18 protein-coding genes are annotated in these 23734 nt (G+C 54.5%); 5 read left to right on the forward strand and 13 right to left on the reverse strand.

Going from position 1 to position 23734, the window contains the following annotated elements:
- Positions 1-122 precede the first annotated feature (122 nt).
- Complete coding sequence (amyA, locus tag ABIC79_RS13860; protein ID WP_112151358.1) at positions 123-1604, forward strand: alpha-amylase; 1482 nt, start codon at positions 123-125, stop codon at positions 1602-1604.
- Positions 1605-1636: 32 nt separating this feature from the next.
- Here the strand turns inward: amyA and ABIC79_RS13865 are convergent, their stop codons facing one another.
- The 3 genes from ABIC79_RS13865 to ABIC79_RS13875 are packed head-to-tail and all read right to left on the reverse strand — an operon-like array spanning position 1637 to position 5271.
- Positions 1637-2980, reverse strand: a complete 1344-nt coding sequence (locus ABIC79_RS13865) for a hypothetical protein (RefSeq protein WP_240433058.1) — start codon at positions 2978-2980, stop codon at positions 1637-1639.
- A 28-nt stretch (positions 2981-3008) separates the two neighbouring features.
- Positions 3009-3581 carry a molecular chaperone DnaJ gene (locus ABIC79_RS13870; RefSeq protein WP_354567524.1) on the reverse strand — a complete coding sequence of 191 codons (573 nt, stop codon included), beginning with the start codon at positions 3579-3581 and terminating at the stop codon, positions 3009-3011.
- Positions 3582-3585: 4 nt separating this feature from the next.
- Positions 3586-5271 carry an Hsp70 family protein gene (locus ABIC79_RS13875; RefSeq protein ID WP_013577747.1) on the reverse strand — a complete coding sequence of 562 codons (1686 nt, stop codon included), beginning with the start codon at positions 5269-5271 and terminating at the stop codon, positions 3586-3588.
- A gap of 201 nt (positions 5272-5472) precedes the next feature.
- Between ABIC79_RS13875 and ABIC79_RS13880 the strand changes: the two genes are divergently transcribed.
- Positions 5473-6084, forward strand: coding sequence for a TetR/AcrR family transcriptional regulator (locus ABIC79_RS13880; RefSeq protein ID WP_112151581.1), 612 nt, complete (start codon positions 5473-5475; stop codon positions 6082-6084).
- 113 nt (positions 6085-6197) lie between these two features.
- On the forward strand, positions 6198-6878 hold the full coding sequence (locus tag ABIC79_RS13885) for a type 1 glutamine amidotransferase domain-containing protein (RefSeq protein WP_166861045.1): 681 nt from the start codon (positions 6198-6200) through the stop codon (positions 6876-6878).
- A 64-nt stretch (positions 6879-6942) separates the two neighbouring features.
- On the opposite strand, the gene fbaB is transcribed toward ABIC79_RS13885, so the two are convergent.
- From fbaB to ABIC79_RS13925, 8 genes are all read right to left on the reverse strand, one after another.
- The gene (fbaB, locus tag ABIC79_RS13890; RefSeq protein ID WP_314522264.1) at positions 6943-7992 is read right to left on the reverse strand and encodes a class I fructose-bisphosphate aldolase; all 1050 of its coding nucleotides are present in this window, start codon (positions 7990-7992) and stop codon (positions 6943-6945) included.
- 193 nt (positions 7993-8185) lie between these two features.
- The gene (locus ABIC79_RS13895) at positions 8186-10561 is read right to left on the reverse strand and encodes a virulence factor SrfC family protein (protein ID WP_354567528.1); all 2376 of its coding nucleotides are present in this window, start codon (positions 10559-10561) and stop codon (positions 8186-8188) included.
- The gene (locus tag ABIC79_RS13900) at positions 10558-13530 is read right to left on the reverse strand and encodes a virulence factor SrfB (RefSeq protein ID WP_241917367.1); all 2973 of its coding nucleotides are present in this window, start codon (positions 13528-13530) and stop codon (positions 10558-10560) included. The genes ABIC79_RS13895 and ABIC79_RS13900 overlap by 4 nt, the downstream gene beginning before the upstream one ends.
- A 4-nt stretch (positions 13531-13534) precedes the next feature.
- Entirely contained in the window at positions 13535-14884 is a 1350-nt protein-coding gene (locus ABIC79_RS13905) for an SrfA family protein (RefSeq protein WP_241917368.1), read from the reverse strand.
- A gap of 209 nt (positions 14885-15093) precedes the next feature.
- The gene (locus tag ABIC79_RS13910; RefSeq protein WP_013577740.1) at positions 15094-15501 is read right to left on the reverse strand and encodes a hypothetical protein; all 408 of its coding nucleotides are present in this window, start codon (positions 15499-15501) and stop codon (positions 15094-15096) included.
- A 243-nt stretch (positions 15502-15744) separates the two neighbouring features.
- Positions 15745-16635 (reverse strand): dihydrodipicolinate synthase family protein, encoded by an 891-nt coding sequence (locus tag ABIC79_RS13915; protein WP_112197988.1) that lies wholly within the window; start codon positions 16633-16635, stop codon positions 15745-15747.
- A gap of 50 nt (positions 16636-16685) precedes the next feature.
- Positions 16686-18131 carry a DHA2 family efflux MFS transporter permease subunit gene (locus ABIC79_RS13920; protein WP_014416490.1) on the reverse strand — a complete coding sequence of 482 codons (1446 nt, stop codon included), beginning with the start codon at positions 18129-18131 and terminating at the stop codon, positions 16686-16688.
- Between the two features lie 129 nt (positions 18132-18260).
- Positions 18261-18983 (reverse strand): 2-phosphosulfolactate phosphatase, encoded by a 723-nt coding sequence (locus ABIC79_RS13925; RefSeq protein WP_112151367.1) that lies wholly within the window; start codon positions 18981-18983, stop codon positions 18261-18263.
- A 140-nt stretch (positions 18984-19123) separates the two neighbouring features.
- On the opposite strand from ABIC79_RS13925, the gene ABIC79_RS13930 reads away from it, so the two are divergent.
- Positions 19124-20047 (forward strand): DMT family transporter, encoded by a 924-nt coding sequence (locus ABIC79_RS13930; RefSeq protein ID WP_354567533.1) that lies wholly within the window; start codon positions 19124-19126, stop codon positions 20045-20047.
- 20 nt (positions 20048-20067) lie between these two features.
- On the opposite strand, the gene ABIC79_RS13935 is transcribed toward ABIC79_RS13930, so the two are convergent.
- Together ABIC79_RS13935 and ABIC79_RS13940 are read right to left on the reverse strand one after the other, a co-directional pair.
- Positions 20068-21315, reverse strand: coding sequence for an LVIVD repeat-containing protein (locus ABIC79_RS13935; RefSeq protein WP_112197989.1), 1248 nt, complete (start codon positions 21313-21315; stop codon positions 20068-20070).
- A gap of 9 nt (positions 21316-21324) precedes the next feature.
- The gene (locus ABIC79_RS13940; protein ID WP_112197990.1) at positions 21325-22392 is read right to left on the reverse strand and encodes a sugar ABC transporter substrate-binding protein; all 1068 of its coding nucleotides are present in this window, start codon (positions 22390-22392) and stop codon (positions 21325-21327) included.
- 221 nt (positions 22393-22613) lie between these two features.
- Between ABIC79_RS13940 and ABIC79_RS13945 the strand changes: the two genes are divergently transcribed.
- Entirely contained in the window at positions 22614-23696 is a 1083-nt protein-coding gene (locus ABIC79_RS13945) for an oxidoreductase (protein ID WP_013577733.1), read from the forward strand.
- The last annotated feature ends 38 nt before the right edge of the window (positions 23697-23734 follow it).

Here is a 23734-nt window from a genome sequence, read left to right on the forward strand (position 1 = left end):
TTCCGTTTTCCAACATGCCCATAGCCGGTCACTTTGCTGACCGGCTTTTTTTTGCCTTTTACCGCATTTTTTTCGTTCCTGCTCCATACTTCATTTCCTGGTCATCTGAATGGAAAGTCTGTATGCAGAATCCTACGTTGTTTCAGTTCTTTCACTGGTATTACCCGGATGGGGGGAAGCTCTGGCCGGAGGTGGCCGAAAAAGCGGCCTGGCTGGCTGAGATTGGCATTACCGCTGCCTGGCTCCCGCCCGCCTATAAAGGCGAATCAGGGGGATATTCGGTTGGCTATGACACTTATGATTTGTTTGATCTGGGCGAGTTTGAACAGAAAGGCTCCCGAGCCACCAAATATGGCGACAAAGAGGGATTACTTGCGGCCATCGGCGCACTGAAACAGCATAAGCTGGGCGTCATTCTTGACGTGGTGCTCAATCATAAAATGGGGGCGGATGAGAAAGAACGCGTGCAGGTTAACCGCGTTAACATTGATAACCGTGAAGAAATCAGTGATGACATCATTGAAGCGGAAGCGTGGACACGTTTCATTTTTGCCGCCCGTGAGGGCCGGTATTCGAAATTTATCTGGGATTTTCACTGCTTCAGCGGTGTCGACCATATTGAAAACCCGGATGAACAGGGCATTTTCAAAATCGTTAACGACTACACCGGCGGCGGCTGGAACGATCAGGTCGACGACGAGTTTGGCAATTACGATTATCTGATGGGAGCCAACGTCGATTTTCGCAATAACGCGGTCAGCGAGGAACTCAAATACTGGGGCCGCTGGATCATGGAACAAACGAACTGTACCGGTTTCCGTCTTGATGCAGTGAAACATATTCCGGCCTGGTTCTATAAAGAATGGATTGACCATATTCAGGCGGAAGCCGAACAGCCGATGTATCTGGTCGCGGAATACTGGTCATTCGATGTCCAGACGCTGCAAAATTACATCCATCAGGTGGAAGGCAAAACCATGCTGTTCGATGCGCCGTTACAGCTGAATTTCCACCATGCTTCGAAGCAGGGAGCGGATTTTGACCTGACCACCATTTTTGATAACACCCTGGTTGCCGCCGATGCGGAGCATGCCGTGACCCTGGTGGCCAATCACGACACGCAGCCGTTACAGTCTCTTGAAGCACCGGTTGAGCCGTGGTTCAAACCGCTGGCCTACGCGTTAATCCTGTTGCGGGAACAGGGCGTGCCGATCGTATTTTATCCGGATTTATTCGGCGCAAGTTACGAGGATGAAGGGGACGACGGTAACAATTACACGATTGAACTGCCTGCGATTGTGCCACTGGAAGCGCTGATCAGAGCCCGTCAGCGCTACGCATGGGGGGCACAAACCGATTATTTCGATCACCCGAACTGCATTGCGTTTTCACGCAGCGGCACCGCAGAACACCCGGGCTGCGTGGTGGTGATGTCCAACGGCGAAGCAGGTGAGAAAACGATTGATCTGGGCGACAACTTCGCCGGTAAAAAATGGCGGGACGTGCTGGAAAACCGCGAGGATATCATTACAACCGACGAGCAAGGCAGCGCGCAATTTTACTGCGCTGCCGGAAGCGTCAGTGTCTGGACTCTGGCAGAGTAAAACAACAGCGGGTGGATTAACCACCCGCAACCTTAACGGAAGCCGAAAGCAATCAGCAGGGAATACCCCCCCAGTAATGCGATAAACGCTACAGCTCTGACGATTCCGGCACTTTTTCCCATCAACTGCCGCGGCAGCATCGCCAATATGATAATCGCGTTTAACGGCACGCCGTACCATTTCCAGTGTTTTGGTGCCATCATCCAGAGCACGCAAAAACTGCTGGCACTGAGTACACCATAATTGGTGAATGCCATAACCATATTTCCTGCGTCAGGCTTAAACATCGTGAAGAAGCCCAGCATTATTTTCACCATAATCGCGGTCGAGAGCACCGACAACACACATTCTGTCGCGCATAACATACGCGGGCGATAACGCAACTTTCGCTCCAGATAATGGTAACCGTGAATATACAACCCGATAATCGCGATGAGTAAGATACGCGAGCGCCACGGCTCTGGATGCTCACGCGTCGCCAACATGATCAGCAAAAGCCAGAAGCCGTTCAGGAAAACAGTTCCCCAACTTAGCGCTACCCGGGTTTCAGACAGGGTTTTCAGCAGCACAGAATTTAAATAGGGTAATAACGCAGGATGATACATTCTGATCTCTCTGAGTTTATTGCTCAGTGATGTCATAAAATCGGGTACCAGCTTTGCCCACCAGGGCACGGTTGCACCTTCAACCGTGAGTAACCGCAAGCGCAACCGATTCAGTGTTGAATCCTGATATGCACGTACCATCACCGACCAGTAACGTTTCGCACCAGTCATCTCAACCTGACGTTGCAGGGCCGCCAGCCTGTAAGGTGAGATGCCACCGGGCTGATAATGGTCGACATCCCAGCCCATAATGTCGGAGACCTTGATCAGAAGTGCGGAATATAACCCTTCACGATCACTTAATTGCGCTGCCAGTTCCTGACTGAACAATTCGTGCAGTTCAAGGTTTTGCAGCACATTGCTCTTGAGAAAAACATCCAGACGCTTAAGGCCGGCAGTTTCATCGTCCATCATTTCATCAGTAATTTCAGTTGCCTGTGAAATGATTTTTCGCCGTAGCGCAGTATCACGATAGGTTTCCTGCCTGATCTCATTGACGGGGTTAAACGGAGCAGGTTTTTGCAAAAAGGTCTGTGGGACAACCTCAGCAGATGGCTTATGCATTGTGACAACGTCACTGATTGTCGCGTCATTCCCCTGATTTTTCGCCGCATCAAAGGCTTCACGCAGACGTTGATACCCTTCAGGGTCCTGGTCCGGACGGGTATTTTTCAGCTGTCGGGCATAAGCCCGTTTAATCACGCTGAGATCCTGAGTGGGCTCAATGCCTAAAACTGACCAAATTCCCTGGCTGCTCATTCCATCGCCCACGTCATTAATCCTGAATTCAAAAGAAACATCAGTCTTCACCCCATCGTGTACCGGAATCATCCCGGCAACAACTTCCGGCAGTATTTTCAATTTGCTGATGCAACGCATCAAGCTGACAAAGCGAAATCCCGACGGGCTGATAATGGTCAATTTCCCATCCCATCAGCGCGGCAACGTTCACCAGCACCGGGCGGGTCAGTCCTTCACGCTCCGCCAGATCCCACGCCAGCTGCTGACTGAACATTTCGCGCAACTGAAGATTTTGCAGCAATTCTTCTGACAGACAAACTTTCAGCAACGCCACGCCAGCCTGTTCATTTTCCAGCAGCAGGCTGACGGTATCGGATACCAGATGGTGGACCTGCGTCCGGCGGACTAATGCGTCATCAGTCATCGGCAAAAGGGGAGATGAATAAGTGACAGCGTCACTGGTATTCCACACATAATCGCCGCGCCGGGCTGATTCAAACGCTTCCCGCAGACGCTGATACGCTTCGGGATCCTGATCGGGTCGCGTGTTTTTGAGCTGCCGCGCATAGGCCCGCTTGATCGCGCTGATGTCCTGCGTGGCTTCTATCCCCAGAACTGACCAGATCGCCATCGGGCTATTCCCACTCACTGCGCAGATGCACCAGCAGCGCCTCAAATTCCTTACGCGCTGCCGCAATCTGCCGGGCATCCTGCGTGTCGAGCACATGTTCAAAGCGATACAGCTGAGCAGCGATAAACTGCCGCTGGTCGCCAAGGCTTTGTTCATAATACGCGTTGGCTTCTGCTACCAGCTGGCGGTTTACCAGTTGCTCACGGGGATGCTGTTTGATGTTTTCCAGTTTCAGCAGACTTGCGGTAATTTGCGCAGGTGTCAGGCTGCCCGGCGCTTTCTCAATCACCAGTTTTTCCACCTGTCCGGTGCTGGTGATTTTACATTCCACTTCCAGAATGCCGTCGAGCGTGTAAGTGAAACGCACCTCGGCGCTCATTTCACCTGCCGGGCGCGGAGGCACATCAACGGCCAGCGATCCGAGCAGTATATTGTCGGCGACCCGCCGTGCTTCACCCTGATAAATGGACAGATTCAGGTACTTTTGCTGATCGGAGATCGTGACAATCGTTTCCACGCGACTCACCGGTACAAAGCTGTTTCGCTCAATCAGCGGCAGAAAATGACCGTCTTCGTAGCCGTCGCCTTTAGGGCGGGAAATTCCGATGCCGAGCGTAAACGGCATCACATCGGTCAGCACGATGTCATCGAGCGCCTGATCCTGCAAGACCAGTCCGGCCTGAATACCGGCACCGAGCGCCACGGCTTCGTCCGGTTGTAACTCACTGCGTGGGAAGCGCCCGAACAGACGGGCCACCGCCTGACGCACCAGTGGCATTCGCGTTGCACCGCCCACCAGCACCACATGATCCACTTCATCGGCGGAGAACCTGGCATCGCGCAGCGCCTGAATCACCGGTTTTTTCATCCGCTCCAGCGTACTTTCACAGCATTGCGCCAGAATTTCAGTGGTCAGCGTCCAGTTCAGCGATCTGTCATTCCACTGGTATCTGAGTGGCGTGCTGTCTTGCGTGGTCAGCTGGCATTTCGCTTTTTCCGCCAGCGTAATCAACTGACCGAAAAGGGCGTTATCGTCTTTATCCAGCTCCGGATACTGCGCCAGCATCCAGCCTGCAAGACTGCGGGTAAAATCATCGCCCCCGAGGAACACGTCGCCGCTGCTGGCCCGCACTTCAATCACGCCTTCGAACATATCGATAATTGAAACGTCAAACGTGCCGCCCCCCAGATCGAACACCAGGAATTTCTGCTCCTGCTGATTCACCAGCCCGTAGGCCAGTGACGCCGCCGTCGGTTCATTGAGCAGACGTTCAACATGCAGTCCCGCCAGTTCACCGGCAGCCTTCACGGCCTTGCGCTGAATATCATTAAAATAAGCAGGAACGGTGATAATGGCGCGCTTCACCTCACAGCCACAATGTTGCTCAACATCCGCTTTCAGACTGCGCAGCAGAAGGGCGGAGAGCTCTTCCGCACGAAAGTTTTGATGTCCAAGCCGGAACTGATGCTCCGTGCCCATGAAACGTTTAAAACTGGAAAGGGTGAGATCAGGGTGGGTAAATAACCGCGCCTGTGCAGGCGCCCCGACCAGGACATGACCGTTATCATCGAGACCGATCACTGAGGGTGTCAGATTTTTTCCATAGACGTTAGGAACCAGAACGGACTGACCGTCTTGCCAGATGGCAACTGCGCAGTTTGAAGTGCCTAAATCTATTCCTATCAACATCCGTATCACCCCAGAAGCGTAAACTGTATATAACCGAAAGAACTTTCATCGGCCAAATTTACAGAAAGTTGAGGAGATTTTGTAGATTGCCGGATTTAATTCCTGACGAAAAACCGACATTTACCGGCACTGAGGAACAGTGGACATCAATTTTTTTCTTAACCACTAGACGACTGGTCTAATTCAATGTATTGTCAGCCCATGAACACGACAAAAGCATCTGACACAGGCAAAACTGACCAGCGTAAACACATTCTTGCTGTGGGGCAGTCCCTCATGGCGAAGAAAGGTTTCTCGGCAGTCGGCCTGAATGAAATTCTGACCACCGCGTCCGTACCGAAGGGGTCGTTTTATTACTACTTCACGTCGAAAGATGCATTTGGTGAGGAACTGCTGAAAAGCTATTTTCAGGATTACCTGTCTGCGATGGATGTTACCCTGGCCCAGCCGGGGCTGACGATGGCGCAGCGTCTGATGAATTACTGGCAGCAATGGCAGGAGAGTCAGTCATTTTACGACTGTCAGGGTAAATGCCTCGCCGTGAAACTGGGTGCCGAAGTAGCCGATCTTTCTGAACCGATGCGTCAGGCGCTGAATGACGGCACTTCCGGCATTATCAGCCGCATTGCCCGGGCGATTGAAGCGGGAATTAAAGAAGGATCGATGGCCGTCAATGATGCGCCGCTGATTGCCGCACAAGGGCTGTATCAGTTGTGGCTCGGGTCAAGTGTGATGGTGAAAATTTTACGTAATACGCAACCTTTTGACGCCGCCATGACGATGACACAACAGATTATCCATCAGCCGCAGTAAGCTGATGCGTAACAAATGACACCTCACGTTGAGGTGTTTTTTTGAAAGTGATTACAAGACGACTGGTCTACTATATAAGTATCTCAACTGCTTCAACTACCTGGATAAACAACATGAAAATTCTGATGGTTCTGACTTCGCACGACAAACTGGGCAACACGGGCCGTAAAACGGGTTTCTGGCTGGAAGAGCTGGCAGCACCGTATTACGCTTTTAAAGATGCAGGCGCAGAAATTGTGCTGGCGTCCCCGGCTGGCGGCCAGCCACCGCTGGATCCGAAAAGTAACGAACCGGATTTCCAGACGCAGCAAACCCACCGCTTTGAAGCCGATGAACAGGCGAGGGCTCAACTGGCCTCCACCGTGCGTCTGGACAGCATTTCTCAGGCTGATTTTGATGCAGTCTTTTATCCGGGCGGTCATGGCCCGTTGTGGGATCTGGCGGAAGATACAACCTCCATTGAGCTGATCCAGTCATTCCAGGCTGCGGGTAAACACGTTGCGCTGGTGTGTCATGCGCCTGGCGTGCTGCGTCATGTGAAAGATGCACAAGGTAATCCGCTGGTACAGGGCAAAAAAGTCACCGGTTTCACCAACAGCGAAGAAGCAGCGGTTGAGCTGACCGACGTAGTGCCTTTCCTGGTGGAAGATGAACTGAAAGCACTGGGTGGTGTGTATTCGAAAGGCGCTGACTGGGGTTCTTACGTAGTGCAGGATGGTCTGCTGATCACCGGGCAGAATCCGGGTTCTTCCGCAGAAGCGGCAGAATTGTTAGTTCAGCAACTGAGCAAATAATCGAAACAAGTAAACATGGCCGGAAGGGCAATCTTCCGGCCTTTTTTATTGTGCAAAATCAGGATCAGGCAATCGTCACTTTCGTATCCAGGTACACATCCTGAACGGCATTAATCAAGCCCACGCCTTCTTTCATTGATTTCTTGAAGGCTTTACGCCCCAGAATCAGTCCCATCCCGCCAGCGCGTTTATTGATGACCGCTGTACGCACGGATTCCTGAATATCATTTTCACCTGCGGCACCGCCGGAATTAATCAATCCGGCCCGCCCCATGTAACAGTTCGCCAGCTGATAACGCACCAGATCAATCGGGTGATCGGTCGTCAGTTTGGAATAGACGCGGTCATCGGTATAACCGAATTTAACCGCTTTGTAGCCACCATTATTTTCTGCCATTTTCTGTTTCACAATGTCTGCGCCGATGGTCGCTGCAAGATGGTTTGCCTGGCCGGTTAAGTCGGCGCTGGAATGGTAATCTTTGCCGTCTTTCACAAACGCCGGATTACGCAAATATGCCCACAACACTGTCACCATGCCCAGTTCATGCGCCCGCTCGAAAGCGGCTGAAATTTCTTCTATCTGGCGACGTGACTCTTCTGAGCCAAAATAAATGGTCGCGCCCACAGCCTGCGCACCGAGATTAAACGCCTGTTCCACACTGGCATACAGTGTCTGGTCATATTGTGTCGGATAACTCAGGGTTTCGTTGTGATTGAGTTTGACCAGGAACGGAATTTTATGGGCGTAGCGGCGTGAAACGGAAGCCAGTACGCCGTAAGTTGACGCTACGCAGTTACAGCCTGCCTCGATCGCCAGTTCAACAATATTTTTAGGATCGAAATACAACGGGTTCGCGGCAAACGAGGCGCCCGCAGAGTGTTCAACACCCTGATCGACCGGCAGAATCGACAGATAACCGGTACCGGCTAACCGTCCGGTGTTATACAAGTTTTGCATCGCAGCCAGTACGCGCGGCGAACGGTTATTGTCGATCATCACACGGTCAACAAAATCGGCTCCCGGCAGGTATAGCTGGTCTGAGGTGATGGTGGAACATTGATGCTGAAGAAGTGAATCGGCTTCTTTGCCTAACAACTTAGTGATATCAGTCATAATGGACTCCGTTTCTGCTCTGTGCGGGGCACAAAGCGGTGAATGATATTTTCTTACCCCACTAGGTATAGACGGATTACGCCGGGTTTGTGTGACTCATGCTGCGGTTATGTCTCTGTTTGACGTCAGCAACGCGCAGACACTCGCTGTAAAAAAAAACCGGAACGGCATTGTGCGGTTCCGGTTTTTGATATTAGTTGTTGGCTTTCAGTGTATTGAGCAATCGCTCCAGACTTTCCCGCCGCTGCGCAGGGATTTCCCCGCCCGCCGCGTAACCGGCGTTGCGCATGATGCTTTCCTGCAAACCGACCAGCCAGTCGTAAATGTAAAACGCCGTGGAATTGGTCGGCGTGGCCGAAAGTTTTGTCAGGCGGCGGGATGACTTCCAGCTTGCAACGCTTTTCTTCGGCTTGGCAAAAATCTTATTGCCCTTATTGATACGGCTTTCCGGGCGTCCGGCTTCCGCTTGCTTCTCAAAGCCCAGCCAGGCAACAAAATCACCGAGCACCGTCAGGGCACGTGAAACCTGACGATCCGCATGATGCTCATGTTCACGCGTCCCCGCAGATAACGTACCACTGAGTGAACGTACCAGCGCATCGCCCATGTTCAGACGGAAACTGGCGGTGATCAACTCTTCCATCAGCAACTCGACTGTTGGCTTAGCCACGCCAAGCAGGGCGATCAGCGGTTCGTTTTCCGGCAGGCTGCGCAGATGGTTAATCCAGTAACGCTGTACCTGGCGCGCAAACGCCGTGCCGTCGTCCGGTTTTTCCTGCCAGACCTGCACGTCCTGCTGCTCAGCGAATAAATCGATATCAATACCAATACCAAAACTTTCCACGCCAGATTCATCCTGCTCGCCCGTTTCGGCCTGCTTACCGGCATGTTCGTGATAAATACGGTGCAGTTCGTCGCGGCCGGGCAGCAGTTTTTCCAGCAGCTCGCCGTGAACACCCGTGCGGGTTTGCAGCGCTTTAATGACGGTCTGAACTGTGTGTTGTTTTTGTGCCGGATCGGCTTTGTCGCCCGCCTGATACCAGCGTCCGAGCAGGTTATCCGCCAGTTCACGACGCAGCTCGTCACGTATTTCGCTCAGACGGTTCAGCCTGATTTCCGGACGAATTTCAGCCGCCAGATAATCTGCCATACGTTGCAGACCGCGATCATCCATCGCCAGCAGCGCGCCCCAGGCATCACCCGGATTGCCCACATGACGCTGAACGGCCTCGTCGAAATGTGCCGATCCGCTCATGCGGCGATCGAACGGCGTGAATACCCACACCAGTCCCGGTTTGCGGCGGTCACGCACCTGCGTGTTTTCGCCGTGCATTTCTTTGACCCAGTATTCCAGCGTGCGGCCCACGGCAACCACGTCATCACGCACGTCAGCCGCCGTGCAAACCATCAGCATGTTCATTTCATGCCGGTCGGTATAGCGCTCCGGCAGATAAGAAATTTTTGCGCGGAACAGATCGGAATGTTCATCCTCACCGCTTTCATCAGTCAGCGCGCCATAACCCGGCAGATCCAGTAAATCGATCTGTTCGAACAGGACTTCGCGTGGTGGGGAAAGCAGGGGTATTTGCACTTCAGAGGCAAGCATGGTCAGCTCAGCCAGTGACAACGTCACAGATGGCGCGCTTTCATCTCCCCATTGCGGGCAAACCGGGATCTGAATATCCCAGCCGGGCGACTGACTGAAAATACCGTCTGCCGGTTGCATGGCGTCATCAACCAGAATGCTCAACGGTGCCAGCAGGCTTTCTGCACCGCTGAGGTGTTGCAGCGTGTGGGCATAGTGGCGATACGCTGCAGTCAGCGCAGGGTCGTTGCCCCATAACAGAGAGAACAGACGTGCGCGATCGTCGATGTTCAGATAAGGCGCGAGCTTCACCGCCACTGGCCAGTAATGTGCATTCAGATGGCGGAAACGGCGGGGATCGAGGCGAATCATGGAATCCCATAATCCCATAATCTGTTCGCTGGTAAAGCCGTCTACCGGCTCCGGCTGACGGTGCATCATCAGTTTACTGAGGTGCTCGGTGATTTGCTGTGTGTCCGCCACGGGGTAATGACTGTCCGGCTGGAAAGCGCGGATAACAATGCGGGCAAGATCGGCTTCATTGAGCAGCAGCACACGAACCGGAAATGCGCGATCCCTGACGTCTGCCTGACGGGTAAAACGGGTGGCGAAACGCGCCACACGGTTACCGGGGTTAATCTGGGTCAGATAATCGAGCGTGACACCCCCGAGACGAGTCTCCAGCCGTCCGTAATTACCGGCCGCCAGCGAACAAATCAGGTACGATTTCCCGGCCTGAGAATGCCCGTAAAAACCCAGTGCTGGCGGCAGTTCACAGGCCTGTGCCAGGCGCTGTGCTTTCTCGCGACAGCGTGTTAACTGCAAATTCAGCCGGTCGGCTTCCAGATCAAGACGCGGAGCTTCAGCGCGTGTGGCGTCGACCCAGCCCAGCGCCTCGCCGATGGTGTCAGATACCGCCGCAAACTGACGCTGCAAAACATTGGTGGTCAGACCGGCGTTTGTTTCTGTCGTGCTTGTTGTCATGAGACGAATACGCTCCCACTGTCGATCCAGTAATGGCTCTCGCCCAGTGTATTTAGCCGCAGGCGCAGGTGATGAGGAGGCACTTTGGTGCCGTTATCCAGCACCGCGCTGGCAATATCAAAAAATTCCGGCGTCGGATGATCTTCCCCTTTTTTCACCGCCAGTTTCACCCGCAGCACACTGTCACCCGCCACTTTACGCGCCAGTTCAGGTTCCGCGATGGACAGGGTATACAGCGGCGAGGCCGGCCAGCGGTCATTTTCCAGCTGGCGGAAGCCCAGACAAATGGCACCGCGAATGCGGAAACTGGCCGCACTATCGAGTTTGTAATCATGGGCATCAAGATCGATATCACCGTAACAAACGTTATCTTCAGTCAGCACCTGATTGCCGTCGAGCATACCGAGATAGCGCACGGTCGAATACGGCTGGAAATCACCGGCTTTGAAATAGAAGCCCGGCAGACGTAAATCCAGCGCCAGCAGACACAGCATTGCGCCGACGGCTGCTGTGGATTTCGGGTTATCGATGCGCCCGAGTTTGTTAAACGGATACCAGCCGCTGGTGTGATAACCATCGAGTGACAGCATACGGTTGATCGGCAGCGGTTGCAGATGGCGGAACAACGCCTGAATGCCGGGGAAACGCGAAGGGCGACCGGTCAGCAGCAACACATCGCAGTCATGCAACGACACCACTTCACACAGCGAACGCAGGTTCTGCGTAATGCTCATGCGGTTGGATAAAAACTCACTGTGCAGCTTGCTGAGTTTCAGTACCAGCGGTACCTGAAGAAGATCAAATACCGCCGAACCGGCAGGCAGAGCGCGCTGGATTTCGGTATGCAGATAATCCAGCACTTTCAGCGTCGGTGTCTGTTCCAGCAATTCACCGAATGGCGCATCAATTTCTGCGTGGGTATCCAGCGGATCAAAGCGTTCGTAAACTTCCAGCACTGACCGCGCCAGCGGGATAAAAATTTGCAGCGTACTTTGCTGACGCAAGGTGGCATGCCCGTCCATGCGTCCCTCGCTACCAAACAGGCGCGTCATCAGGTTGTCCGGGTTAGCCAGTCCGGCTTTCTTCAGCGCCGCATGTAACGCAGGCAAAATATAGAGCTGAATGACATCCAGCAGAATATCGTCGCCCGCCACTTTAAAGCCTTCGCGGAACAGTAAACGCGGGGTGATTTTGACATTATTCCCCATCCCGTCATCGAGCCAGTATTGCGTGATGGCCAGATCGGTCGTCCCGCCGCCGATGTCAATCGAGGCGATACGGAGGGTTTTGCCCACCGGTTCATCGTCGGCCAGTTCGCGGTCAGGACGCGCCATGCTGGCAAAAAACTCGCCGGTATGACCGCCAAAATTCACCTGCGTTTCGTTGTAGAGATACACCATTTGGCCGCAGGTTGCTTCGTCCCATTCCATCTGCACATCCGGCACCGGCACGCTGCTTTTGGCTTTGTCGTTCTGGTTCTTAAACGCGTCGTCAGAGGGATGCCAGCCCATGGATTTCCACACCAGCCCGATGGCTTCCTGCATACGGCGGCGGAAAATTTCACGCTCCGGTTTCGGCATCGCCGAGGGCAGGGTCAGAATAATATTGCGTAACTGGCGCGGTGCGGAAGATCGCAGCATACGGGTGCGCTGCGCCGGGCTGTTAATTTGCATCAGCGCCTGCGCCAGCAGTTCCGACAGCATCAGCGTCATCACCGAGCTGCGGCTGTAATGGGCGGAGAACACCGGCAGGCGATCTTCCGCAGGCAGATCAGACAGCGGCTGACCGTCATCATTGATCAGAAACGTCAGCGGCATGGCTGCAGCGACCGGCTCGGTAATCGCACCGTGACCGCCCTGACTGAAACGCCAGCCCGGCGTATAACTGTCTTCATCCCACAAATAACGGCGCGGGCTGGAAATCCCGGTCGATCCTTCCGTTCCTTCGCGCAACAGTGCCAGACGACTGGCTTCCCGACCGGCGCGTAAAATTGACGGCCAGATAAAGGCGTCATCACGGCCGCTTTCGACAGAGAAATTCGGTTTACCAAAGCGAGCCTGGGCGAACTCCACCCGGCTCTCGAACAGTTCGTTATAGAGAAAATGCGGCTGAGAGAGGTCGCGCAGTTGCAGTTCGCAGGTTTGCTTCAGGCCATCGGTTTCGCCTGCATGGTCTTCCACCAGAATGCCGCAGGTGTGCGAGTTACCCACATCCAGAATCAGATCGACGTTAATCGCCGGTTCCTGCAACGTCGCGCCATTAATTTTCAGTTCAGGGATACCAAGCTGGCTGCCGAGCATTTCCAGCAGATTCAGATAATGTGCCTGATATTCGAATTCACGCAGGGCGACTTTAATATTGCGCGCTTCACGTTCCTCGCGGATAGCGGACTGCTCGGTGAATACTTCACGTAACCAGCCGTCCACCCAGGTCTGATCGAGGAAATCGGGCAGTTCTTCGTTATGCCATGCCAGCGCAAAGCTGATGCCGTTTTTGACGTCATCCGGTGTCGGTGCGAGCTGGGTTTGTTCGTCATCGCCTTCCACTACGCGGGTATCAAAGGCAATCACGACGCGGTGCGTGCTGCCATCCGCTTCCGGGGTATCCAGTTCACGGATTTGCACCCGCGCCCAGTTGTCGGGACCGGCCATAAAGGTGCGCGGCGGATTAAAGCGCAGGAACGGCAACGGCAGCCAGATCTGATCGAGCAGTTTCAGCGATTGTTCCAGCGGGAAACTGAATTCAGGACGCACCACTTCCGGCGCACCGCCATCCACTCCCGGTAAAAAGTGACGACCATTTTGCGGGTTATAGTCGAGGCGCAATAACGGGCCGTTGGCGCTCTTGCGCACAAATTTGGCAGGCAGTCCGTCATCCCACACCGGCTTCAGCGCGAAGTCGAGGAACTGGATGCCGCTGTCGCGGATCAGGGTAATCTTTTGTTTAAAATCTGTAAGGGTTGCCAGCATGCTGTTATTTACCTTCACGCTTAATGGTCATTGGGTAAACCGTGTCGCCGGTATAACGACCCTGACACACGGCAGCGCCAGTCGCGCCCTGAGTACAACTGATTTCCGGCATCTGATAACGGGAACCGTCGCTGCATTTCGCCCGGTAACGGCTGTTAATCACCAGATTTCCTGATTGCATCAGACCGGCATTTGCCACCGTGCGGCAGGTCACGCCCGCGCCGTAGGTAATTTTTACCGTACCCTGACCCTGTTTAAACTGATAACGCAACACCGGCGGTTTACCGGTAACCGGATCTTTGATATCCACCACCACATTCCAGTTACCGTTGAGAAATTTGGTCGAGCCGATTTTTACCGCATCAGGTGGCATCACTAAGGCATTTTTGCTGACAGGCACAGCCGGTACAGCAGCGACCGGTGTTTTTTCCACTTCCGCGACGGGCTCCGGAGAAGGCACCACCACGGCGGCCGGTGCGACCGGTAACGGTGTCGGTTCCGGCGTCTTCACTTCGGGGGATTTCACTTCTTCAGCCACCAGTGGCGGGGCAATCACCGCCGGTTCCGTTGTCGCAGCAGGTTTCGGCGCTTCGGTCTTCGCGGTTTCAACTTTTGGCGCAGGCGTACGGGAATATAACCAGCTTGCGGCAGAACCGGCGACGACCAGCGCCGCGACCGGCAGTGCCAAGATCAGCGGAGATTTTTTACGGCGCGGGGTCGCAACCGCTTCCGGTGCCGTAATTTCCTGTTCAGCCGCGCGGGCTTCAATGGTTTTAATTACCCGCACAGGTTCCGGCTTTTCAATGACCGGTTCCGGCGCTTTGATTTTTTCTGCTACCAGCGACAGCGCTGGCAGGGGTTCATCGGCGGTCAGCGTATTGCGCAGCGCCGCAAAAGGATCAGGATTACTGACGCTGTCGAGGCTCAGGAAGCCCCAGAAGGTCAGTACAGGCTGCCCTCCGACCAGATACACATGGTTTTGATCCGGAAAACGGAAGGCTTTTTCCAGTAACGAGCCAAAAAACTGAGTGGCGGGTTTCTCAGAAGATTTTGCCGCTTTGCTGATTTGCGACACGGTGTCGAGACAGTTCTCGAGCTGGCGCAAAGCCGATGCGCGCGCGGCATCTGTGGCAGCGGCCCAGGAAACGACTTTACCTTCACGGGGGGAATACCAGTCGAGGCGGTCACCGGCCTCATTAAGCTGCGGGATCGCCAGACAGTCGGCAATCACCGGTTGTTTACGCAGACGTAAGGTTTCGCGTAATTGCAGGGCTGATGCGTAAACCGGTAGCCCGTTTTCGCCCAGTGCAAGGATGTCATTGAGACTGCCACTGCGTAAAAATGATTTTGCCACGCCTGAATAGCCTTTATGTGTTTTGCTCCGCGCCAGCGCGCAGGCAGAAAAGGTTCATGATGCTGCCACTTTAGGCGATTTAAGCGAAATCAAACGGGTGAATAAGCGATAAAAAGGGTGGCTGTTTGTGGCGTGGAGCGCGAGGCAAAAGAGGGGAAACCCGTACGGGGGCAAAACGCACTGTCAGCCCCCATGTGGTCGTCAGAAAATTACAGGTGGAAGTTATCGTACAGATGGCGTTCTATCGCCATCAGTTTGTTACGGTCATAATGACCAAAAAACAGCGGCCCGCCAATGGCGTTGATCGCAGCGCCACTGGCTGTGATCGCCGCCGATTTAAAATCACCGGCTTTTATCGCCCCCGCAGTATCACGTGCAAATACCCGCGCTTCTGAAAGTGAAGCCGATGTTTCGTAAAGGCGTCCGTTTGTCACCGCAGTAATATTGCGTGAGATGCTTTGGTACGCCTGCTCCGAAATACCGACATTGGCCTCGCGCAGCATTCTGTTAACGCAATACACCGCCTGCGCGTAAATCGAGAACTTGGTGGTTCTGATTATTTGTTGCTCAAGCTGCCCTCTGCGAAAGAGTCCCTGACCATTATCACCGTATGGCATTATCATTCCTTTTGACTTTCAGTTAAAAACAAACCTCTCCGCGCGGCGGAAAATAGCCTTTCAGCCGCGACGCATAATAATAGAAAGCGATTTATTCCGACCCCTTAAAATCAGAAAAAAGTGATATGACGCAAGGATAAAACGGCAGGGTAACACGCTGTAAGATAATGACATTCACGCTGTGAATGTCATTAGATTTAGAAAGGAACTTAATTAATAATCCCCCCTGTTTCAGGCAGTTTTTCAGTGCTGAAATAAGGTATCAAGCACGGAAGTAAGATGCTGACGGGCATCGGCCGACAACGACTGAAGCGGTAACGGCAGACAAGGGGCCGATACCAGGCCAAGAATTTCCGCTGCGGCGGCCACAACGCGCAGGCTGCCGTGCTGACGGAACAGCGCCCAGAGCGGCTCTAACTGAGCAGACAGCGCCTGCGCAGTCTGCGCATCGCCTTTTTGCGCCGCGCGGGTGATCGCCAGCGGAATTTCCGGGAACAATCCGGCAATGACGGAGTACCAGACATCGCCGCCTTGCGTCAGCACTGTGGCGGCCGCCAGATCGCCCGCCGCGCCAAGTGTCACATGAGAAGGGACAAGTCGACGGAGTTGGTCAAGCCGTTTACGCGTGACGAGCGGATCCGCTGAAAGTCCGGGAATTTTGATACTGCCCACATGCGGCAATTGCGCGATACGTCCGTAAAGCTCATCGGTGAAATCGAAATGCGTGGTGGCCGGATTGTCGTAAACACACAACGGCACGGAAAGATGTCGGCTGACGGTTTCATAGAGCGTAAACACTTCATCTTGCGTCAGTTTCTGATACGACACCGGTGCCAGCAACACGGCGCTGACGCCTGCCCGCTGGGCATCTTCTGCAAGATGCAATACATCGGAAGTCCGCACCGAGCCGATACTGACCATCACCGGAATGCCGTTGGCGTGTTCTACTGCCAGCCGCGCAACGCGGTCGCGTTCACTGTGCTTCAGATAGGCATAACTGCCCGTCGAGCCGAGCGCACCAATGGAGTCCACACCCGCACTGACCAGCCGTTCCATCAGCCTGACAAAAGATTTCTCATCAATACCTTTTTCAGTCAGCGGCGTAAGAGGAAAAGCACTTAATCCTGTGAACATCGGGTTCTCCCGTAAGGGTTAATTAACACGACTCATCATAGAGCAGCGATTCACTTTTTGCCCGAAACGGAGGAACCGGCATCCGGTTTCAGGCGCAATATATCCAGCCAGCCGATCAGCGTCAGCACAGCAATAACCACGAAGGAGATTTTGAAACTCATGCCGGGCACAGACGCCCAGTCCAGCGCATCAACCAGTTGTTCACCAAGACGGGTACCAAGCGCGCCGACGGTAATCCCAAGCCCGACAGACAGTTGCAACACCGTGCTGAACAGGGTATTGGCATCGGCCATTTGTTTCGCAGGCACGTCGGAAAACGCCAGCGTGCTGATGCCGGTGAACTGCATCGAACGGCTCAGGCCGCCGAGAAACAGCAATACCATCACCAGCCAGTCAGGCGTGTCAGGCGTCAGAAACGCGCAGAACAACAGCGAGAAAACGCTCAGCAGACCGTTAACCACCAGCACCGGGCGAAAACCGAAACGACGGATCAGCGGCGTAGTGGCCGGTTTCATCGCCAGATTACCGGCAAATACCGCCAGCACCAGCAAGCCGGCATGGAAGGGATCCATGCCAAATCCGACCTGCAACATCAGCGGCAGCAGGAACGGCACGGCGCTGATGGTCACGCGAAACAGAGAACCGCCCCCCATACTGATACGAAACGTCGGAATGACTATCGCCCCGAGATGAACCATCGGTTCGGGGTCGCGATAAAGATGCCGGATAGCCAGCACCGAAAGCACCACTCCCGTCACCAGCAACAGTATGGCGGCGGTCCATAAAATGTGGTCCTGACTGATCAGCTCCAGCCCGGTCACCAGCGAAAGCATCGCCAGACCGGTCAGTACAAACCCCGGTTTGTCGAAATGCTTCGGCTCCGCGGAAGGTTCCTGCGGAAACAGACGCCATGCCAGCATCATCGCGATAATCCCGAGCGGCACATTGATATAGAAAATCCAGTGCCACGAGGCGTAATGGGTAATAAACCCGCCGAGCGGTGGCCCGAGGATCGGCGCGACCAGCGCAGGCCAGGTCAGGGTGGCAATAGCTTTAATCAGCTGCGGCTTCGGCGTCGTTTTCAACACCGTCAGACGCCCGACCGGCACCATCAACGCGCCGCCGATCCCCTGAATAATACGCAGAATGATAAATTCACTGACGCTGGAGGCCATTGCACAAAACAGTGAGGCCAGCGTGAAAACGCCGAGCGCAAACGTGAACACGTTGCGGGCACCAAAACGCTCCGCCGCCCAGCCGCTGGCGGGGATCAATACCGCCAGCGTGAGCATATAGGCGCTCATCCCGGCATTCAGATCAACAGCAGATACCCCGAAAGAAATCGCCATTTGCGGCAGTGCGGTGGCTATCACCGTACCGTCGATAAACTCCATGAAGAAAGCAGCGGCAACCAATAAAGCAATAACGGAGATCCCGGTATTAACTGCGGAATCTCCCTGCGGATGTTCTGATGCATCCGGTTTACTGTGGCTCATTGTGTTCTGTCCCGGAAAAACCCACTCGCTACACGCTGCAGCAAAAGATAGATGATAAGTATTAAACCTATCACACACCTTTATACGGGTTATAGATCAAATGAAGATCAAAAAGAGCGATTTTTACGCTTAGTCGGCCGACGTGAAAAAATCATCCTGCAACTGACAAGCGAAATCACTGACATCTTCCTGCAGACACAGCGCAACATCAGCAGCAAAACCGCGTCGGGTGAGTTCGCGTGCTGAGCCGCAATCTGCAAGTTCTGCAAGCGTCAGGTTTTGATAAACCGTCTGCGCCGCGCGGGCTTCTGCTGACAACTGACGATTGCGCAGCCGTGAAATCAATCCCCCCGCAGCGACCAGATCTTCAAGCGCCGGGCGAAGACTATTGTCCGGCCATTTTTCACCGGCGGGGATCACCAGAATGCGTGGATACTTTTCACAGGCACGCGCCGTGGCGGTGAGATTGCGCAAGCAGGCGGTGAAAATCGCCGCATTGTGTGTTTTGGCTTGAAAGGTCAGCGCCGATCCGTTCGGCGAAGGCAATACCAGCCGCGTTCCGCTAACCATTTCCTGCAGAGAGCAGGGCGAAAGGGTGAACCCCGGCCCCTGAAAACGCCGGTCAAATTGCGCGCACTGCGCATTCCGCTCAGCGGCATATTGCTGCGCGCTGGCATCCTTCCACGGATACGGAAACACCGTTCCACCGCGCGCGGTGGCGATACTCACGCAGGTAGAAAACGACATGACATCAATAATCACGATGCAATCGGCATCTGCCGCCAGATGCTCCACCGCCTGCGCGCCCCATTCCAGACGCACGTCAAAATCAGCTTGTGAGAAATCAGTCATTACAGCGCCTTCATCAGAATTACAAAGCAAGAAAAAGAGGGTTTTTCGGGCGGAACATTCACTACACTGATTAACACGTTTTAGTTATTCGCCGGCATCAATAAAACAAGACATCAGACAATGTTCAATAGGGGATGTGAATGAAAAGTGGGGATTATTGCCGATTGCTACTGCTGGCGGCGATCTGGGGTGGCAGTTTTCTGTTTATGCGCGTGGCGGCTCCGGCGTTCGGTGCCATCAATACGGCGTTTCTTCGCGTACTGTTCGGATTTGTCGGACTGGTCGTGATCCTTGCGGTACTGAGAACGCCGCGTGATTATCAGCATAAATTTGGCCGCTCGCTGCTGCTCGGGGTGATCAACTCCGGTTTGCCTTTTCTGATGTATTGTCTGGCAGCACGTTGGTTACCCGCCGGTTATTCCGCCATTCTCAACGCCACTACGCCGCTGATGGGTGTCGTGCTCGGCGGTTTATTCTTTCATGAAACCGTGACGCTGAAAAAAGCGCTCGGTGTACTCACCGGCCTGTTCGGCATTACCTTGATCACCACCACCGGCAGCGCGGAATCGGTGCCGCAATTACTGGCGGGCGTCATTGCCTGCCTGGTGGCAACCGGCTGTTATGCAGTGGCTGGTTTCCTGACACGACGCTGGATCAGCGAACGCGGCGGGTTGGATCCCAAACTGGTGGCGACCGGTAGCCAGCTCGGCGCGACACTGTTCCTGTTGCCCTTTTTCCTTTATACCTCGGCTACCGAAGCGCCGGTGACCTGGGCGCAACCGCTGGTCTGGCTCTGTGTGCTGGCCGTCGGGTTTATCTGTACGGCATGGGCGTACATTCTGTATTTCCGCCTGATAGCCGATATCGGCCCGCTGCGCAGCATGACCGTGACATTTCTGATCCCGCCGTTCGGTATTCTGTGGGGTTATCTGCTGCTGAATGAAACGCTGTCAGAAGGGTTCTTTGCTGGCGGCATTCTGATTTGCGTGGCGGTGTGGCTGGTCCTCAGTCCGGGCAAGTCAGTGGCAGGAAAAACAAAAACGCCCGCACCCGGAACCCGATAAGTTCAGAGGCGGGCAAGGGATCAGCCGAGATATTCGATAATGGATAATCCGCCGTTATAGTCGGTGCTGTAGATAATTCCCTGCGCATCGACAAACACGTCGCAGGACTGAATCACCTGCGGCCTGCCAGGACGTTTATCCATCATGGTAACGGGCGCAGCGGGCACCAGCGCACCGGTTTCTTTCGGCTGGTACGGATTGCTGATGTCGTACGCACGTACACCCGCATTCTGGTAGGTCGCGAAAATCAGCGTTGAACTGATAAAGCTGCCCGGCCGGTTTTCATGCAAATTGTGCGGCCCGAAATGCGCCCCTTTGCTGACGTAATCCCGTTCCTCCGGCTGCGGAAAGGTCGAAATACTCACCGGATTCGACGGCTCGCGCACGTCAAACAGCCAGATCAACTTCTCGCCATCTTCCTGATTATCCAGCACTGCCTCGTCGAGCACGACCAGCAAATCCCGGTCCGGCAACGGCAGCGCGGTATGCGTGCCGCCGCCAAATGGCGGACTCCAGTTGCGGTGAGAAATCAGTTGTGGCGCGCTGCGGTCTTTGATATCCAGCAACGTCAGGCCGCCGTCACGCCAGCTGGCATATGCCGTATCCCCGCTGATAATGGCATGGTGCAGCGCATAACGTTTACCTTCCGGCCAGTCCGGCGTTTCACCGCCTGCGGTATGCATCCCCGGCAGCCACCAGCGTCCGGCGACCTGCGGATTGCGCGGGTCGGCCAGATCAATCGTCAGGAAAATATAATCGCTGTAGCCATCAATCAGGGCTGAAACGTACGCCCAGCGCCCGCCGACATACCAGATGCGATGCACGCCGATACCTTCCAGCGCGAGAAAGCTGATTTCTTTTGGTTGATCGGGCACCGAAATATCAAAGATACGCACACCGGCGCTCCAGCCACGCTGCTGCGTACCCTGAACCGTCTCGCTGACGGAGCGGGTGTAATAGACTTTTTCATCGGCGAAGCGGACATCTGCGAACAAATCACGGGCGTTGATCACCAGCAGTAAATCGTCGTGCGCCTGCAGATGCACATTCCAGGTGCCCGGCGGTGCCGCCACAAAACCGGCAGGGCGCGGATTTTTGGCATCACGCACATCCACAATGGAGAAACCCTGCGACACCATGTGGCCGATATACGCGTAGCCACGATGGACCATTACCTGTACGCCGTCAGGTTTTCCGCCCTGATCGCTGTGGCCGATCAGTCGCATATTACGACTGTATTCCGGGGTCGGGAGAGATTGCGTTGTCATAGTCCGGCCTTATTTTTTGTGCTGCGCTTCAAGGGTTGCGAACCACGGCGCGATGAAATCATCAGATTTGCCCCAGCCCGGAATCACTTTCGCCAGCGATGCGACGTTCACGGCATCAGGGTTGCTTGTCAGCAACGCCTGCGGGATAGCCGAGGCTTTGAATTCATAAGTCTCTGGCGTTTTTTCACCGGCAATTTTGTTAGCGACCAGACGCAGGTTGATCGCGCCGATCAGTTTCGGATCCACCGCCACGCTGAGTTTCCACGGGCTGTTGGCCGCACGCATCAGACCGATATCCTGATTGGAAATATCGATGCTGTAGAGTTTGATTTCAGTGCGGCCATTCTCCTGCAAGGCTTTATACGCCCCCTGACTGAAGGCATCCCAGGTGCCCCAGATCGCGTCGATTTTTCCTTTCGGGTATTTCGCCAGCAGCGCGCCGATTTTATTGGCGGTATCGCCCTGAACATCCGACGACACGGCGCCGACCGATTCCAGCTCATGAATGCCAGGATGGGCGGCTAATACTTTTTTATAGGTATCCTGACGACGTTCCATCGGCGGGAAACCGGCCACCCACAGTTTGACGATATTGGCTTTACCGTTGAAATCTTTTACCAGTTGCCCGACGGAAAGATCGGTGAGCGAGGCGTCATCCTGTTGCGTGACCGTCACACCGGGAATATCGCCGTTCACCGCCGTATCGAACACCGATACCGCAATGCCGCTGGCGGTAATACGTTTCAGCAAATCGGTGGAATACGGGTCACGCCCCTGCGACAAAATAATACCGTCGTATTTCTGGCTGATGGCCTGATTGACGAAATCCTGGAATTTCGCGTCATCGCCGTTACTGAGGAAAGTACTCACCTGAAAGCCCAGTTTGCGGCCTTCCTGAATGGCGCCGGACACAAACTGCGTGGTGTTGTCATCTGAGCCCAGATTGCGGATCACCGCTATGCGGACCGGCCCTTTATGATCGGCAATGGCTTTCGGCACCGGTGCAGTATCTGCGGCGAAAGATGGAAAAACGGAGAGCAAACTTAACGCCAGTAACGACGCGGAGAACAGTTTCATGTTTATTACCCTGTGTGGTTAATCATCATTTAACGGGAGGACAATTCACGCGAGCCCTTTGTGCAGGCTTTTATAGTGGGTTAATGAATTGATTGTCCGAGTTTTCATGACCGGGTAACACTTGGCAACGAACGAAAAGGCATAAGTTAATGCCAAAGAGTATTAGCCATCCGGATGTCCGGGCGTAGGATGTTAACAGCTTCTAAATTAAGGATTTCCCCATGAGTGATACAGATATCCGTGTGGTTACCGGCCCTGCCAACTACTTTTCTTCCCCCGGTGCCATCGACCGGCTGGCGCAGTTTTATACGCCGCAACAACTGGATAACGCGCTGTGGATTTACGGCGAGCGTGCACTAGTGGCTGCGCAAGATTTCCTGCCGCAAGCGTTTACTGCCCCGCAGGCGAAGCGTGTGTTGTTCGCGGCACATTGCAGCGAAACTGAAGTACAGCGCATTGCGCATATCGGCGGCAATGACCGGCAGGTGGTGATCGGCATCGGCGGCGGTGCGGTGCTGGATACCGCCAAAGTGGTGGCGCGTCGTCTGGGATTGCCGGTAGTGGCCATTCCGACCATTGCCGCGACCTGTGCGGCCTGGACGCCATTGTCTGTGTGGTATAACGACGAAGGGCAGGCGCTGCGTTACGAAATATTCAACGACGCCAACCATCTGGTGCTGGTCGAACCGCGCATTATTCTGCGCGCACCGAAGGAATATCTGCTGGCCGGGATCGGCGATACGCTGGCGAAATGGTACGAAGCGGTGGTACTCAGCCCGCAGCCGGAAAAACTGCCCTTAACCGTGCAGCTCGGCCTGAATACCGCGCTGACCATTCGGGATGTGTTGCTCAACGAAAGCGAAGCGGCATTACAGGCGCAGGACGATAATCAACTGACGCAGCCATTCCTCAATGTGCTCGACGCCATTATTGCGGGCGGCGGATTAGTGGGCGGGCTGGGCGACCGGTATACGCGTATCGCAGCGGCGCATTCGGTGCATAACGGCCTGACCGCGCTGCCCCAAACTGACGCCTTCCTGCACGGCACCAAAGTCGCTTACGGCATTCTGGTGCAAAGCGCGCTGCTCAATCAACCGGAAGTGGTGCAGCAGTTAACCGCGCTGTACAAAGTGCTGGATCTGCCGGTCAGTCTGGCGCAGTTGCAGGTGGATATTCATGATGAGAAACAGCTTTCCCGACTGATTGAGCGCACGCTCCAGCCCGGAGAATCCATTCATCTGTTGCCGGGAAACCCCAACGCCGAACAACTGCGTCTGGCATTTGAGTTTGTTGAGAATAAATAAGGTATCGGGGTCTTTAATTCCCTGAACAGAAAAACCCG

Origin of the sequence: Rahnella sp. 2050, assembly GCF_040544515.1 — a bacterium.
In the GTDB taxonomy this organism is placed as follows: domain Bacteria; phylum Pseudomonadota; class Gammaproteobacteria; order Enterobacterales; family Enterobacteriaceae; genus Rahnella; species Rahnella aceris.

Coding starts and splice junctions, on each gene's coding strand:
- amyA (WP_112151358.1), top strand. CDS start 123: ATGCAGAATCCTACGTTGTTTCAGTTCTTTCACTGGTATTACCCGGAT.
- ABIC79_RS13870 (WP_354567524.1), bottom strand. CDS start 3,581: ATGGCGATCTGGTCAGTTCTGGGGATAGAAGCCACGCAGGACATCAGC.
- ABIC79_RS13875 (WP_013577747.1), bottom strand. CDS start 5,271: ATGTTGATAGGAATAGATTTAGGCACTTCAAACTGCGCAGTTGCCATC.
- ABIC79_RS13880 (WP_112151581.1), top strand. CDS start 5,473: ATGAACACGACAAAAGCATCTGACACAGGCAAAACTGACCAGCGTAAA.
- ABIC79_RS13885 (WP_166861045.1), top strand. CDS start 6,198: ATGAAAATTCTGATGGTTCTGACTTCGCACGACAAACTGGGCAACACG.
- fbaB (WP_314522264.1), bottom strand. CDS start 7,992: ATGACTGATATCACTAAGTTGTTAGGCAAAGAAGCCGATTCACTTCTT.
- ABIC79_RS13895 (WP_354567528.1), bottom strand. CDS start 10,561: ATGACAACAAGCACGACAGAAACAAACGCCGGTCTGACCACCAATGTT.
- ABIC79_RS13900 (WP_241917367.1), bottom strand. CDS start 13,530: ATGCTGGCAACCCTTACAGATTTTAAACAAAAGATTACCCTGATCCGC.
- ABIC79_RS13910 (WP_013577740.1), bottom strand. CDS start 15,501: ATGCCATACGGTGATAATGGTCAGGGACTCTTTCGCAGAGGGCAGCTT.
- ABIC79_RS13915 (WP_112197988.1), bottom strand. CDS start 16,635: ATGTTCACAGGATTAAGTGCTTTTCCTCTTACGCCGCTGACTGAAAAA.
- ABIC79_RS13920 (WP_014416490.1), bottom strand. CDS start 18,131: ATGAGCCACAGTAAACCGGATGCATCAGAACATCCGCAGGGAGATTCC.
- ABIC79_RS13925 (WP_112151367.1), bottom strand. CDS start 18,983: ATGACTGATTTCTCACAAGCTGATTTTGACGTGCGTCTGGAATGGGGC.
- ABIC79_RS13930 (WP_354567533.1), top strand. CDS start 19,124: ATGAAAAGTGGGGATTATTGCCGATTGCTACTGCTGGCGGCGATCTGG.
- ABIC79_RS13935 (WP_112197989.1), bottom strand. CDS start 21,315: ATGACAACGCAATCTCTCCCGACCCCGGAATACAGTCGTAATATGCGA.
- ABIC79_RS13940 (WP_112197990.1), bottom strand. CDS start 22,392: ATGAAACTGTTCTCCGCGTCGTTACTGGCGTTAAGTTTGCTCTCCGTT.
- ABIC79_RS13945 (WP_013577733.1), top strand. CDS start 22,614: ATGAGTGATACAGATATCCGTGTGGTTACCGGCCCTGCCAACTACTTT.